The organism is Acutalibacter intestini, from assembly GCF_034334985.1.
Taxonomy (GTDB): Bacteria; Bacillota; Clostridia; order Oscillospirales; family Acutalibacteraceae; genus Acutalibacter; species Acutalibacter intestini.
Genome location: NZ_JAWXXL010000062.1, coordinates 1 through 13073 on the forward strand (window position 1 = coordinate 1; position 13073 = coordinate 13073).

The following is a 13073-nucleotide window of genomic DNA, read 5'->3' on the forward strand; positions in this document are numbered from 1 at the left end:
CATGGCTTCCCCCACCTTCATGGATGGGTACATGGAAAACTCCTGGGGCAGGTACCCGGTAATCCTGCGGATCTCTTGGGCGTTTTCTATGGGAACGCCGCACACGGTAATCTCTCCGTTCTTCTTTTGCAGCAGTGTGGCCAGCGTTTTCATCAGGGTGGTCTTGCCTGCGCCGTTGCGCCCCAGCAGACCGAACATGCCCTGTTGGATGGAAAGATTCACGTCAAAAAGCGCCTGCTTCTTTCCGTAAAATTTATTTAAGTTTTTGATTTCTATAGAATTGTTCATCCTAAAAAGCTCCTTTCTCCAGATGGGTTTCCCATCTGATAGGTATAGAATAAAAGGAGATTTTCAACTTTTTGTCTACTCGTCAAAAGAATTTCGCGGAATAAATTGTCTTTTTTTAATGCACAGGCAGCCATCAACAACTGATGATGGCCCCATGAAAGGTGAAGAATTCCTTAGAATCCCCCCAAAAAAGAACAACATACAAGCGCATGCAAGAGGATGATTGATAAGAAGATTATTTTCGCATATAGCAGACAAGGCGGTTAAGACGTTTCTTTATCACCTAAATTTTTTCAAAAAGGCTTGCTTGTGACGCAGCGTAATGATGTATAATGTATTATAGGAGGTAAACGATTATGGCAAAACACCGAGCAATACCGCCTGGGTTTATGACGGTTGGAGAGATTGCAAAGAAAATAGGCGTTACGGTCCGCACATTGCAATACTATGATAAAGAGGGCTTGTTATCTCCATCAGCAGAAAGCGAAGGTGGACGCAGGCTTTATACCGATAAAGATTTGGTTACACTTCATCAGATTACATCTTTGAAATCACTGGGATTTTCTTTGGACGATATAAAGCAACACCTGATTTCTTTAGAAACACCAGCTGCTGTTGCAAACGCTCTTACAGAGCAGGCAGATGACATCCGCAAAAGAATTAAACAGTTAACAGCTTCTTTGACAGCAATCGAGCAGTTAAAGAAAGAAGTGTTACAAATGCGGACCGTTAATTTTAAGAAATATGCAGATATTATTGTCAATCTGCATATGAAAAACGGCTTTTACTATCTCATTAAGCGTTTTGATGATGATACGCTTGACCATATCCGTAATCGGTTTGATAAGGAAAGCGGTTTGAACTTTATAGATAGATTTAATCGTTTGAGCGATGAAATCGTACAATTTCAAAAGGAAAATGTGCCCCCTGAAAGTGAAAAGTGCCAGCGGATTGTAAAAGAATATTGGGGTTTGATTATGGAATTTACAAACGGCGATATGAGTATGTTGCCGAAATTGATGGAAATAGGCAATATTGATGCTGCTACAAACGCTTGGGAAAAAAGACAAAAAATAGTAAACGAGTATTTAGAGCCAGCTTTGCAAGTTTACTTTTCGAAACTCGGAGTAAATCCGTTTGAGGAGGTGCAAGGATGAATAGCGCAATACAAGTTTGTGGATTAAAGAAAAGCTATGGCAGCAACATGGTTCTCAATGGACTTGATTTTGAAATTGAAAAGGGAGAAACTTTCGCTCTGCTCGGTGTAAATGGTGCAGGAAAAACGACAGCCCTTGAATGTATTGAGGGTTTGAAAAAATATGATAGCGGTACAATTACGGTAAACGGGAAAATGGGTATTCAATTGCAATCATCATCTTTACCTGCCCATATCAAACCAATGGAAGCTGTAAGGTTATTTACAAAATGGAATCGGGCAAAGATTGATTCCACTGTGCTTAACGCTCTCGGTATTAAAGATATTGAGAAGAAACAGTATCTCCAACTATCCACAGGGCAAAAAAGGCGGCTGCATCTCGTCCTTGCACTTATCAATAATCCAGATATTATTTTTCTCGATGAGCCGACCGCGGGACTGGATGTTGCGGGTAGGCTTTCGCTTCACGAGCAAATCCGAACGCTCAAATCACAGGGAAAAACGATTGTATTGGCAAGCCATGATATGGCGGAAGTAGAGACCTTATGTGACCGTATTGCCATTTTAAATCACGGAAATATTGTTTTTTTTGGCACAGCTTCAGAGCTTACAGAAAAGGTTGAAAAAAAATATTTGATCCATATCAAAACACAGCATGGGGAGAGCACTTTTGAAACGGATAATATAGAAGATAGTTTGATTACTCTGCTCGGCGAGTTGAAACAAAATGAAATTCATCTATTAGATATTAAAGTTGATCGTGGCACACTGGAACAGCATTTTATGGAGATGACGAGGAGGGAAACAGAATGAGTGGGTTTTTATATAGCGTTGCGTTACAGTGGAAATTGGATATACGAAGCAAATCTTTGTTAGTTACCTGTTATATCATTCCGCTTATTTTCTTTCTTCTGATGGGCGGTATTTTCACTTCTGTTATGCCCGATATGAGAGGTACGTTCATTCAATCTATGATTGTAATGAGTGTTTCAATGGGAGCGTTTATTGGACTGCCGCCATCATTGATTGAAACTTATGGAAGTGACATAAAAAAAGTTTATAAATCAAACGGAGTGCCTATCTATCTGGGTCTCATTACGATGTTTCTTTCCGCATTGATACATTTGATGATTGCTTGCGCTGTGATAGTGCTGCTGGCTCCCTTACTATTTGAGGCAGTCTTTCCGGCACAGCCTCCGACTTTCTTTCTTGCACTTGCTATATACATTATTGTGTCTTTAAGCATTGGAAGTATTTTAGGGTTGATTATAAAAAATCAAGCAAAATTGACGATGATAGCACAGTTAGTATTTCTGCCTTCCATTATGCTTTCGGGGATTATGTTCCCCATTAATTTATTGCCCGATTTTCTCGAAATGATAGGGCGCATTTTTCCTGCTTCTTGGGGATACCGATTGATGCTGGATAATGGCTTTTACCTGGAAAATTTATGGTATTTAATCCTTGTCTTTCTTGTGGCGGTAATCGTATGCGGAATACTTTTGAAGAAACAAAAATCGGAATAGCGTAAATAAGACCAGGATTTTTTAATTCTAAACATGCCTTTTACCTATAATATTCCTGATCCGTTACTCTAGAAACCGAAAGTTCATCTAATCCAAAAGGGACATCTGCATAACCCTTCCCATACCGAGTCTGTAAAATTTGCTCCCTTGAGTTTCGCAAAGCAGTCGATAATCTTTCCAATCGTAATCACTTTTCCATATGGGATTCTTTTCATTACCTTATCATAGCCAGAAGAATCACTGCCGGAACGCCGCAGTAATAACCGCCCCATCCCGATTGGTCAGCCGGATATACCCGCCATGCTTCTCGCAAAGAGTCTTGCAGATATTCAGCCCCATACCGAAATGCTCGTTATCTGTTTCACGCACTGTTTTATAAAATGGCTTCGTGGCATTCTCCAAATCCTTTTTGGCAAATCCGGCTCCATCGTCAGAAACGGTAAGGTATAAATACCCATCCTGCGACTCTGCCGATACCATAATCGTTTCCTTTGCAAACCCCACTGCATTGGCAAGAAGATTATCATATACCCGCATTACAATAGCCATGTCCAGATTCAAACCAGAATCCCTATTACCTATAACTTCATAGGAAAACTCTTTCCCATTGCATACGGCCTCTCCCGTTTCCTCTAATTGCCTACAAAGCGCATCCAGCGTTATGGACTGCCGGACAATTTCAATATCCTCCAGCCGCTGCAGCTCTCCCATAGTATGCACATACTCTTCCAGCCTTACGATGTGCCGGTGCATCATCTCTGAGGTATCGCTTAGTTTTTCCGCGGTCATTTGGGGCGCATATTGCCTCAAAAGCTCACTCTGTCCCTTCAGAACTGTCAGCGGTGTCCGCAAATCATGAGAGAATGCCGCATTCAGCCGTTTGCGTTCCTCCATCTGCCGCCACATCTCTTCATGGCTTTCTTGCAATGCCTGCCGCATCTTTTCAAAGGAAGCGCACAGCTTTCCCAGTTCATCCTCTTTATCGTAGGCAATCTGGAAATCCAAGTTGTTATCAGCAATCTGGCCGGCAGCATGATCCAGTATGGCGAGAGGCTTCTGCATATGCCGTTTGTAGAACAGAATACTGGTGGCAACAATACAGGAAATGAAACAAATTGGATAAACGCCAACGCTTAAAAAGACAAGCATGTTATATATCGTTCGCTCAGTTGCTGTAAAATGATCCTTTAAATTCCGTGTTGTCTGATAGGTTATGCTTCCTTTCCGCTCATCGTCGGTTCTATCAAATCCAATCATCATTTCAGGATCAGATACGACAAATTGGAGTTGATATTTTTCATAATACTTGGACCGCCCCCACTGACAAACATTTGATAGGACCAAGGATAGCAGCAGGGCAGAGATGATACAAACGAGCATGGAAGTAGTAAAAGCCGCCTTTATCGACTTCCTTTTGAAAAAGTCTGCTATTTTGCCCATTTGTACCCCACTCCCCAAACCGTTTCCACATATGGTTTTATACCCGCTGCCGCAAGTTTCGCACGAATTCTGCGGACATGTTCGGCTACAACGGATGATTCTCCTTCGCTGTCATAGCTCCAGACAAGTTCATAGATCCGCTCTTTGCTAAAAATCTGCCCCGGATGGCCGGACAGAAGCTCTATAATATCAAACTCCTTCTTTGCAAAAGGAATTTCCTCCCCGTCATAGAACACCCGTCTTTCTGTATAGTCAATCGCCAGCTTATCGGCAAGCTTCACCTTGGGGGTGTCCCCTCTGCGGCGTTCCCGTCTGATGTGTGCGGCACCCCTAGCGCCAAGCTCATCCAATGAAAAGGGCTTTACAATATAATCATCCCCGCCCATACCAAAGCCTTTGACCTTATCGCTGTCCTCTACTCTGGCAGTCATAAACAGAATCGGGCCGTTGACAAAATCCCGTATCCGGGCGCAAACCTCCAGCCCATCCAGATCGGGCATATTGATATCCAGCAGAATAAGATCTGGCTGCTTTCCTGCCTTTTCAATCGCTTCCATCCCATTTGTTGCCGTCATTACGTCATAGTTGTTATACATAAAGTAGTCCACAAGAGTGGAAACAATATCTGCCTCATCATCTACAATTAAAATAGTATCTCGCATTCTGCCCACCTTCCATTTCTAGCTTTCAGATTACACCGCAATTTTCAACATTTCATCTACTATTTCCAATACCAAATGAATTTAAATATTTCTATCTGATCAAGCAGCCTTTTTTAGTAAAATCATTTGACCTGCTGCAACCGTAACGTCCTTACCATAATTTTAGTATGTGCTTTATTTCCTGTTCTTATATCATAAACGGGTTCTCGGCTATCCCACGAAGTTAAATTCAATCCGTCTAGGTATTCTTCAAGGCAAATCTCCACTTCATAGATTTCCTTGGCTGCTTCCTTACCCACATAGCGGTAATGCCAGGCTTCATAGCAAATCCCCGTTATATTGCTCTTATCTGTTTGGATAACGGAGAATCAAACCGTATTTCCAGCTATTTTTCATCGGCCATTTCTGTACCTTTGTATTTTCCTGACGTTCATCCAGTACTTGATTCGCTACGTCTACAATGTCCAAAGCCAGATCCAGCTGGTGTACACTTGTCCCGAGGTACCGCCACAAGTTCGCCGGCCGCGGCTTCTGCTCTTTCCTGAGGATATCCTTGCGTCAGATACTCGTCTACCTTGTTCTTGTAAAGCTTTCTTTGCTGGTCCATGATACGGCAATGAGGAACAGATCAGCGGATTCAGTCCTGCCGCTCGGCAATCATCCAACCTATCCCACAAATCGGGATAGGTTCTCTTGTCGATAGCATGTCCGTTTTTTAGCTGTGTCAGGGAAGGGTTATGAAGCTCTGGCAGAAGATTCCATTTGTTCACCAGTGTTTACCCGCGTTAGGTTCCATGGCGACTTATCGATATTTGAATTGGGGCCTGTACTGTCACGATTCTTTCCTGCCACGGCAGCAATCACTACGGCCCCGGTGAAAAGCAGTTCCAAAAACATTGCAGCAGGGAAGTTTACAGATTTTTTCCTTCTTCTCTTATTCTGTTGTTCGTTCATGCTAAAGATCCTCTTGTAAATATGTATTTTCAAATTTAAGAAAGTAATGCAAGCAGCAAAGATACCCTCCGCTGCTTGCCCTGCTTCCTTAAATCAGAATTATCTGATTTCATTATTCTGACGCGTCCTTAGTCCATCTACTAGGGCTTGTTTGAAAATAGAGGAAATGACGAATTTTTGGCCAGAAGGGGACAATTTCAAGGAGAAGAACCGCTGTAGTTAGCTGCGCTAACTACGGCAATCTGGCGATTGACGAGGATTTTCGACGTAGAAAGTGGCCTCTTATGGCAAAAAAGACGACGTTTTCGATTTTTCAAACAAGCCCTAGAGTCATTCCATCCTCTAACAAGAATATTTTACTCATTTTCCATCTTCTCCTGATGCACAGGCATTTTCTTTCTCAAGCTCGTGGAGCATCGCATAAACAAACTGATAAGACTGATACGCGGCCTTTTCATAATTTCGGTTAATTGCCTCTTGGCCAGACTCTTTATTATTGTCTGATATAGATCGGATTGCCACAAACGGCACCTTATTCAAATAGCACGTATGCGCTGCTGCAGCTGTTTCCATATCAATACACAAAGCATCTGAATGGATTGGCTCCACATACCTGTCTCCCGTCGTGGCGAGGCCAAAATAAATTTTTCGCTCTATACCTTCTGCCGCTTTTCTTGCCAGAGAAATCAATCGATGATCCGCATAAAATATAGGCTCGTCCTTAACTGGAAAATCCATATATATCTCATTATCCGTATCGTGAAACACAGAAGCTGTACATACCACCGTATTAAACACTTCTATTTCTTTCTTCATACCGCCGGCTATCCCGGAGAAGATGACTGCATCCACCTGATACCGATCTATCAAAATCTGCGCTGTAATCGAAGCATTGATTTTCCCACAGCCTGAATATACTGCTACAACCTCTGTGCCGGTAATCAGGCCATTGCAAAAGCAACGCATGGCATACTCGCTTGCTTTTTTTATCTCAATTGTAGAAAGATATGGATAAACCTCTTTAGCCGTGGCACACAATATTCCAATTTTTTTCATCTCATCTCTCCTATATCGCCACCAAGAATAATTTCCTCTTATTGCACCCTCATTCAAATTTTGCTGTTATACTGCCGGTCTGCAATATATGTCCTTCCGCTTTTTTCAAAAAACCGCGCTTTTTTGTATTCACCTTAAGTTCCAATGGACAATCGAGCGCATACAACGTAAACCGATACGTATGCGTTTTCCCTTTCGGCGGTTTCGGGCCGGCGTAACGGTGAATGCCATAAGCAACACCTTGTTTTGCATTTCCCAGTGACGGTAATATTTTACTTGCCGGAATGGCTCCCGGTATGGTTTTTGCAGCGGGTATATTCCAAATCAGCCAGTGGGTAAATCCTTTTATCGGATGGCTGAGATCTTCCAGTGTGATTGCCAATGTGTTGCATTGTTCGGACAAATTATGAATGATAAATTCCGGAGAACTGTCTTCTCCTCTTCCCGTATGTTTAGGAGGAAATACCCCGCCATTTTCTATCCCAAGGCACTCAAATTCTAAAATACCATTATTATCTTCCATCCTTATTTCCTCTCTTTAATACATCAAAATGTTCTGAACGCCATCATTTATTTTTATGATAACGCTTTTCCGTGGAATTTTCAATACTCCATCCCCGTTCTGAACGGAAAAATAGTCTTTTTTGCCTTAAGGACCGTACCCGGAACCCGCTTTGTGGCGTCTTTCTTTTCTACGGCGGCCTTCCACATCTTCAACATATTTCCGTTTCAGAAGGTATAGGCGCCGGGCCATGGGTCGAGCCCCCACAGCATATGCTCAATTTCCGCTGCGGGTTGGCTCCAGCCAATACTTCCCATATTCTTATAACTCATTTTCACGTATAGCATCGGGCTTTCCCCTGCGTTAGCCAACTTGTCATATCGCCTTCTTCCAGGTCCATATGCTTCAGATATCACCGGTGTCCACTCCCCCGTCCATCTGCATAGTGGTAAATCCCGTCACCTGTTCTCCCTCCAAGATTGACCACTAGATAGGGACTGCTCCGCGGTATTTCGGTTGCAGAGAGGCATGTGCAACGATGCACCCATAAGGAGATATCTCCAAAAGCTCTTTTGGTAGGATCTGTCCAAAGGCTGCCACGACATATACATCTGCATGGCAGGAACGTAGCTGCTCAACACATTGGGGATGACGCGCGCTTTTGGGGTGAAAAGCGGAGATTCCATATTTCCAGGCAGCCTCTTTACCTGGCGTAGACTGTAAAAGTGTTCCCTCGCCCGTTTGCTTTATCCGGCTGGGGCACAGCAAGACATAATCTGATGGCCTGCAACAACCAATGCTTCTAAATGTTCTCACCGAACAATCTGGTGTTCCCATAAAAACCACTTTTATCTATTTCTTCATCTTCTTCAAAACGAGCAAAACCATTCTGCAAAGTTTTGTTGCTTTACGTGCTTAGGGCTTGTTTGAAACATGGAAAACGCCGTCTTTTTACCCAGAAGCGGCCCTTTTCCGCGTCGAAAATCCTCGTAATACCGCAAGGATTCTTGCTGTTTTCTCCTGAAAGCGGACCACTTTGGGTCAAAAATCCGTCATTTCCTCTATGTTCCAACAAGCCCTAATCCTCCAACTTACAATTTTGCTATCGCTTCTCTTAGATCCGCAATATACCTGGCCTGCTGCTTCTTCAGATACCCCTTTACCAATAAATTCATAATCGGGTTTCCCACCTGGACCTCTTCTGTAAAAGTAATCTTTGTACCACCATCACAGCTCTCAAATATACCGCTCCATCGTCCACTCATATTTTGGTTTTCCATATCAAATCGGTATTCACGGCAAGGTTCTTTCGCGGTAATCCGAAAATGCGTTACAAATCCATCTCTTGTATATTCTTCAAACCGATTTTCATCAATTATTTCGATCTTGGATAAGTCGCTCCGCCATTCATATTTCTTGTTATCTGTAACGATTTCCCAGACCGTTTTACAGTCGCAGGAAAACCGCGCTGTCACTGTTGATCGCTTCACTGGATATTCCCCCATTCGATTCTTTTTGCCAAACTATCCCTTTGACTGCATTCTGAAATCCTATAATGTGAAATTTCATTTCCCGCCCTTTATGCTTTCTAAACGCTGGGCTATTGTAAAGCGGGCAGCAATACATCCTCGATAAAGTCCACGCGGTCAAATACAGTAGGCTTGAAATACGAAGAAATCGCGGCGACAATCTTCCTGTTCGGATCCACATAAATTACATTGCCGCTGTTTCCAACGGCAGCATAAATGTTTTTCTCCGGGTATACGATCCACCAGAGATAGCCGTAAGACATCCCCCGGAAGCCGTCGCCTGTCACCGCTTTCGGGACGAGTATTTCTTCGATCCATTTTGAGGACACGATCTGGTTCCCGCCCCACACACCGTTTTGGAGACAGAGTTGTCCGATTTTTGCCATATCAGCGGCACTCATACACAGACCGTAGCCAGGGGTGCCAAGCCCTTGCGGGTCGGAGAACCATACATTTTTTCTCGGCAGCTTATCCATGGTGAACTGCTTATGCTCTGCCGCCGTCTCCGCATAATAATTTTCGTGCTCCTGTATTCCCAGAGGGAGGAACAGGGATTGGTTTGCAAAGTCTACGGTCTTCATGCCTGTCGCCTTGTAAAGGATGCCGGAAAGGATGTGCAGACAAACCGTCCGGTAATCAAACTCCTCGGTAATGCCCTTCCTTCCTCCAAGAAAATCCAGAGAAGCCGCCGTCCATTCCTCGCTGCTACATACCTTCGTCCACGGGTCGCCGTGTCCCTTATAGGGGGCGCGCATGGTCAGAAGATGTTTGATAGTCACAGCATAGATCATTTTCTCGCCGCGCTTAACGGAGTATTCCAGAAAGTAGGAGAGCACCTTATCGTCCACACTTCCAATCATTCCCTGATCGATGGCTATTCCCACCAGTAGAGACATAATACTTTTTGTTGCAGACATAATATATGTGCAGTCTCTCCTTTGATAGCCGTTCCATTCTGCGGAATACACCTCGTTCCCATTTTGTAGGACGCTGATCTGGCAGATATTCGGCTGCTTTTCCTGTATATATTGAAAAAGTTCTTTACGATTCATCATAGTTCTCCTCCTCAGCCTCTGGCGCTCGCACTCTGGTATATTGTCAAGGGAACGCGCATCTCCCGTTTTGCGTTTCAACAAATTGGAATTTACTTGCTTTTCCTCTCTTTATTGCGTCTTATCAATCCAACAATTCGTTCTATCATTCCCCTACATAGACATATAGTCCCCACCATAGTATTTTTTAAGAGCCATCATGACGATGTGAAAACTTAAGGAATTGCCAAAATCAAATTCCCCATACTGCCCATAATTATTTCTCCTGCAAACTCCGATTTTTATAAAAACCGGAGATATCTACCTTTCCACATATCTTTCATAGTGGCATTGCTCAACCACTCTATCTCCCAATAATGTTATTGCTTGATGGGGACAGGAACTGATACATCGGTAGCACATAGTACAACGACTTACTGCGGTCGCCTTACTGTTTTTATGACGAGATTTTCCATAGGACATAGACTGGCACAGAGTCCACACCCCGTACAAGCTTTGCTGATTTTCAGTTTATCTGAATAGTCCTTTGTTTTTCCATAATACCATAATCGTTGGCAGAGCAATCCTGCTACCCTATCGTAAAAATGCAGACCGTCTTTTGGATATTTTCCTTGCTTCATTTTGCTCGCACAACTTTCAATTTTTCTGTCTGCCGCCTTAATGATCTCCCGATTTTTTTCAACGGGCTTCTTTAACAGCTTCACATCACAAACGGAATCGGGCATATGAACGTGTAACCCTCCGATGACTTTTGCACCATACTTTTTCAATAATCGTGCGGAACAGCCCGCCCCATCTCCGCTAAACAACCCCATTGTAGCAAGGCAAAGCACCATCTTCCCTTTCCAAAGGTCTGAATGATCTATTATAAAATCCCGAACCATGACAGGGGCATTTGAAAATTGTACAGGATATGCTAAAACAACAACGTCATGTTGTGCCAATAAATTTGCCGTTTCTTTTCCCTCAATCGGGATGGTATGTGCCGATTCATCTAATAATTCCATCAATTTCTCAATACAGTGCTTGGTATTTCCTGTTCCACTTAAATATATGCCTATCATACTTCCTCCTGGAAACTATCTATTTGTCCTCTGCATCATTTCTCTGTTGAAATACGACTGTTTTCACATCATCTCCCAAGCCGCTGTACTCAAATACTATGAAATATTTCTCATCATCCATGATCCCGTAGCACCTATCGCTGTCCTTTTTATGCCGCTGATTCCCCCGATAAATCTTGTTTCCATCCTAAAACTTTACGATCTGTCCGTTGGGAAGAGCATATTCAATGTTGGAAAAGGAACGTTTCCGCGCATTCAGTTCTGTTACTTCTTCCATATCTGGAATATGCAGCGCACTGAACGCTGTCTTGCCTTTTTTACAGCATTGTGCAACAAGACATTCCGCTCCAAAGAGCTGGCCTTCTGTTCCTGCGCCCCTGTTACCAAGCGCCGTCTCATTCACAGTTTGTACAATCCATTCTACAATGGATTGTATTGTGGTTTCATCCGCAAATTCTCTTTTTTTACAACTTCCTTATTGGGAAAAACATATATCTTTTCCCGGTCTGAGGACATGTAAAATCATGGACAGCTCCTACTAACGCAATGCCATGCTCCTGCAAATATTGTATTACTTCCGAAAAAACGCTGTCATTTTCACGTTCCGCATAGATATATTCATAGCCGGGAATCACCCATTTTTTCCAGCCATCGGGGGCCTCTGCGTCCTCATTGCACTCTACTCCCGCAAGATAAAGCCCTTTACGGAAATCTTCCCAAGGCTGGAAGGACCGGGAGAAATCAGACATCGCGCCCCATATTCCGCTGATGTTCCCGGTTTCGTCTTTCTTTACCAGATGAACAACTTCTCCAAAATGGGAATTGGCATCCTCCCATAGCTTTTGAATAAAGCCTGCGCCGTCTGTTGTTGCCCCCTCCTTTCCAATTACAACAAAGGACTCTTTTCGGCATTTTTCGATTTTCATTGCTTTGCCATTCCTTTCGCTTTGTTCCGTTTATTTCCATCGTTTTAATTTGACCTTCCGGCTAAAGAACCTGAATACTGTCACTTTGTAGCCTTTTATCTTTTCTAATTCTTCGTAGTTACCGCTGAAGTTCCGTGTTGGTGCAATCTATAATACCGGTTCTCCTCTTAATGAAGCAATGTCCGTTCCTATCTGCTTTTCCAAACGCCACTGAGGTGCCGCGCCATCGTCTGCCCAGTATTCATCCAGAGAAAGAATCTTGCCATCCCGCACCCGCATGAATGAGGCCACATGAAAAGAACCGCTTCTATCGCAGGTATACACATGCACGACTACAATATAGACATCTCCGGCCTTTTCTATTCGTTGGATCTCACCATCCCATTCGCCGGGGTATTCACAGTTCGCTCTAATATATTCTTCTACAGTGAAGTGTTCATTGGTACAATGCCAGTTAATATACGCATCACTGGCAAAGAACTCTCTTAGCCTTTTTGCATCCTGTTTTAATGCCGCTTCCCAAAAACTTCGTATATCCATTAAGTATATCCTCGCTTTATCTTCCATTCTCAATTTACTTATTGCATATTGAATTTGCTAGTATCATCATTACAGCACCATCAAGTAAGGTGGCCGCTCTGAAAACATATGCCATAGCAGCAGGAAGCGTATTTTGGCCAATCGCCCATAACCAAGATGAGAATAATAACAACTAATATTCCCACAACTCGGCATAGCTTTTTAAGCGTACGTTTCCTTTTTCTGAATACTGGACGTATTATAAACCGGCTATCAAATTAGGGGTTATTTGAGGCATCGAAAACGCCGTCTTTTTGCCCAGGAGCGGCCCCTTTTCGCGTGAAAAATCCTCGTCAACCGCTGGGCTGCCTTGCGGAATTCTCCTTGCAATGGACCTCC

General features: G+C 43.3%; 19 protein-coding genes. 3 read left to right on the forward strand and 16 right to left on the reverse strand.

The window, feature by feature from the left end:
• Positions 1–288 (reverse strand): ATP-binding cassette domain-containing protein (locus U8U68_RS20700; RefSeq protein WP_322204204.1); only part of this gene is annotated, 288 nt, incomplete at its 3' end.
• A gap of 356 nt (positions 289–644) precedes the next feature.
• On the opposite strand from U8U68_RS20700, the gene U8U68_RS20705 reads away from it, so the two are divergent.
• From U8U68_RS20705 to U8U68_RS20715, 3 genes are read left to right on the forward strand one after another with little or no spacing between them, the layout of a single operon-like run.
• Positions 645–1445, forward strand: coding sequence for a MerR family transcriptional regulator (locus U8U68_RS20705; RefSeq protein WP_322204206.1), 801 nt, complete (start codon positions 645–647; stop codon positions 1443–1445).
• The gene (locus U8U68_RS20710; protein WP_322204208.1) at positions 1442–2257 is read left to right on the forward strand and encodes an ABC transporter ATP-binding protein; all 816 of its coding nucleotides are present in this window, start codon (positions 1442–1444) and stop codon (positions 2255–2257) included. Before U8U68_RS20705 ends, U8U68_RS20710 begins: the two co-directional genes overlap by 4 nt.
• Entirely contained in the window at positions 2254–2970 is a 717-nt protein-coding gene (locus U8U68_RS20715; RefSeq protein WP_322204210.1) for an ABC transporter permease, read from the forward strand. Before U8U68_RS20710 ends, U8U68_RS20715 begins: the two co-directional genes overlap by 4 nt.
• Before the next feature lie 237 nt (positions 2971–3207).
• Here the strand turns inward: U8U68_RS20715 and U8U68_RS20720 are convergent, their stop codons facing one another.
• From U8U68_RS20720 to U8U68_RS20770, 15 genes are all read right to left on the reverse strand, one after another.
• Positions 3208–4410 carry a HAMP domain-containing sensor histidine kinase gene (locus U8U68_RS20720; RefSeq protein ID WP_322204212.1) on the reverse strand — a complete coding sequence of 401 codons (1203 nt, stop codon included), beginning with the start codon at positions 4408–4410 and terminating at the stop codon, positions 3208–3210.
• The gene (locus tag U8U68_RS20725; RefSeq protein ID WP_322204214.1) at positions 4398–5072 is read right to left on the reverse strand and encodes a response regulator transcription factor; all 675 of its coding nucleotides are present in this window, start codon (positions 5070–5072) and stop codon (positions 4398–4400) included. The genes U8U68_RS20720 and U8U68_RS20725 overlap by 13 nt, the downstream gene beginning before the upstream one ends.
• A 345-nt stretch (positions 5073–5417) precedes the next feature.
• Positions 5418–5585: a D-alanyl-D-alanine carboxypeptidase family protein gene (locus U8U68_RS22550; protein ID WP_367575871.1), complete on the reverse strand. Its 168-nt coding sequence runs from the start codon at positions 5583–5585 to the stop codon at positions 5418–5420.
• A gap of 222 nt (positions 5586–5807) precedes the next feature.
• On the reverse strand, positions 5808–6026 hold the full coding sequence (locus tag U8U68_RS20730) for a hypothetical protein (RefSeq protein WP_322204216.1): 219 nt from the start codon (positions 6024–6026) through the stop codon (positions 5808–5810).
• Positions 6027–6386: 360 nt separating this feature from the next.
• Entirely contained in the window at positions 6387–7082 is a 696-nt protein-coding gene (gene mtnN, locus U8U68_RS20735; protein ID WP_322204218.1) for a 5'-methylthioadenosine/S-adenosylhomocysteine nucleosidase, read from the reverse strand.
• Between the two features lie 49 nt (positions 7083–7131).
• Entirely contained in the window at positions 7132–7605 is a 474-nt protein-coding gene (locus U8U68_RS20740) for a YbhB/YbcL family Raf kinase inhibitor-like protein (RefSeq protein ID WP_322204220.1), read from the reverse strand.
• A 206-nt stretch (positions 7606–7811) separates the two neighbouring features.
• A complete protein-coding gene (locus tag U8U68_RS22555; RefSeq protein WP_367575872.1) occupies positions 7812–7931 on the reverse strand; it encodes a hypothetical protein in 120 nt (39 codons plus the stop codon).
• A gap of 139 nt (positions 7932–8070) precedes the next feature.
• On the reverse strand, positions 8071–8421 hold the full coding sequence (locus U8U68_RS22560; protein ID WP_367575873.1) for a formyltransferase family protein: 351 nt from the start codon (positions 8419–8421) through the stop codon (positions 8071–8073).
• A gap of 254 nt (positions 8422–8675) precedes the next feature.
• The gene (locus U8U68_RS20745) at positions 8676–9074 is read right to left on the reverse strand and encodes an SRPBCC family protein (RefSeq protein ID WP_322204222.1); all 399 of its coding nucleotides are present in this window, start codon (positions 9072–9074) and stop codon (positions 8676–8678) included.
• A gap of 110 nt (positions 9075–9184) precedes the next feature.
• Positions 9185–10168, reverse strand: coding sequence for a serine hydrolase domain-containing protein (locus U8U68_RS20750; protein ID WP_322204224.1), 984 nt, complete (start codon positions 10166–10168; stop codon positions 9185–9187).
• Positions 10169–10465: 297 nt separating this feature from the next.
• Positions 10466–10627 (reverse strand): 4Fe-4S binding protein, encoded by a 162-nt coding sequence (locus U8U68_RS22565; protein ID WP_367575874.1) that lies wholly within the window; start codon positions 10625–10627, stop codon positions 10466–10468.
• Positions 10579–11229, reverse strand: a complete 651-nt coding sequence (locus U8U68_RS20755) for an EFR1 family ferrodoxin (RefSeq protein ID WP_367575875.1) — start codon at positions 11227–11229, stop codon at positions 10579–10581. Before U8U68_RS20755 ends, U8U68_RS22565 begins: the two co-directional genes overlap by 49 nt.
• A 187-nt stretch (positions 11230–11416) precedes the next feature.
• On the reverse strand, positions 11417–11632 hold the full coding sequence (locus U8U68_RS20760) for a hypothetical protein (RefSeq protein ID WP_322204226.1): 216 nt from the start codon (positions 11630–11632) through the stop codon (positions 11417–11419).
• Between the two features lie 61 nt (positions 11633–11693).
• Positions 11694–12155, reverse strand: a complete 462-nt coding sequence (locus U8U68_RS20765; RefSeq protein WP_322204228.1) for a GyrI-like domain-containing protein — start codon at positions 12153–12155, stop codon at positions 11694–11696.
• A gap of 147 nt (positions 12156–12302) precedes the next feature.
• Positions 12303–12695 (reverse strand): nuclear transport factor 2 family protein, encoded by a 393-nt coding sequence (locus tag U8U68_RS20770; protein ID WP_322204230.1) that lies wholly within the window; start codon positions 12693–12695, stop codon positions 12303–12305.
• Positions 12696–13073 lie beyond the last annotated feature (378 nt).

Excerpts from the sequence above, each read along its gene's own strand:
- U8U68_RS20705 (WP_322204206.1), top strand. The coding sequence starts at position 645 with ATGGCAAAACACCGAGCAATACCGCCTGGGTTTATGACGGTTGGAGAG.
- U8U68_RS20710 (WP_322204208.1), top strand. The coding sequence starts at position 1,442 with ATGAATAGCGCAATACAAGTTTGTGGATTAAAGAAAAGCTATGGCAGC.
- U8U68_RS20715 (WP_322204210.1), top strand. The coding sequence starts at position 2,254 with ATGAGTGGGTTTTTATATAGCGTTGCGTTACAGTGGAAATTGGATATA.
- U8U68_RS20720 (WP_322204212.1), bottom strand. The coding sequence starts at position 4,410 with ATGGGCAAAATAGCAGACTTTTTCAAAAGGAAGTCGATAAAGGCGGCT.
- U8U68_RS20725 (WP_322204214.1), bottom strand. The coding sequence starts at position 5,072 with ATGCGAGATACTATTTTAATTGTAGATGATGAGGCAGATATTGTTTCC.
- U8U68_RS20730 (WP_322204216.1), bottom strand. The coding sequence starts at position 6,026 with ATGAACGAACAACAGAATAAGAGAAGAAGGAAAAAATCTGTAAACTTC.
- mtnN (WP_322204218.1), bottom strand. The coding sequence starts at position 7,082 with ATGAAAAAAATTGGAATATTGTGTGCCACGGCTAAAGAGGTTTATCCA.
- U8U68_RS20740 (WP_322204220.1), bottom strand. The coding sequence starts at position 7,605 with ATGGAAGATAATAATGGTATTTTAGAATTTGAGTGCCTTGGGATAGAA.
- U8U68_RS22555 (WP_367575872.1), bottom strand. The coding sequence starts at position 7,931 with ATGCTATACGTGAAAATGAGTTATAAGAATATGGGAAGTATTGGCTGG.
- U8U68_RS22560 (WP_367575873.1), bottom strand. The coding sequence starts at position 8,421 with ATGGGAACACCAGATTGTTCGGTGAGAACATTTAGAAGCATTGGTTGT.
- U8U68_RS20750 (WP_322204224.1), bottom strand. The coding sequence starts at position 10,168 with ATGATGAATCGTAAAGAACTTTTTCAATATATACAGGAAAAGCAGCCG.
- U8U68_RS22565 (WP_367575874.1), bottom strand. The coding sequence starts at position 10,627 with ATGTCCTATGGAAAATCTCGTCATAAAAACAGTAAGGCGACCGCAGTA.
- U8U68_RS20755 (WP_367575875.1), bottom strand. The coding sequence starts at position 11,229 with ATGATAGGCATATATTTAAGTGGAACAGGAAATACCAAGCACTGTATT.
- U8U68_RS20765 (WP_322204228.1), bottom strand. The coding sequence starts at position 12,155 with ATGAAAATCGAAAAATGCCGAAAAGAGTCCTTTGTTGTAATTGGAAAG.
- U8U68_RS20770 (WP_322204230.1), bottom strand. The coding sequence starts at position 12,695 with ATGGATATACGAAGTTTTTGGGAAGCGGCATTAAAACAGGATGCAAAA.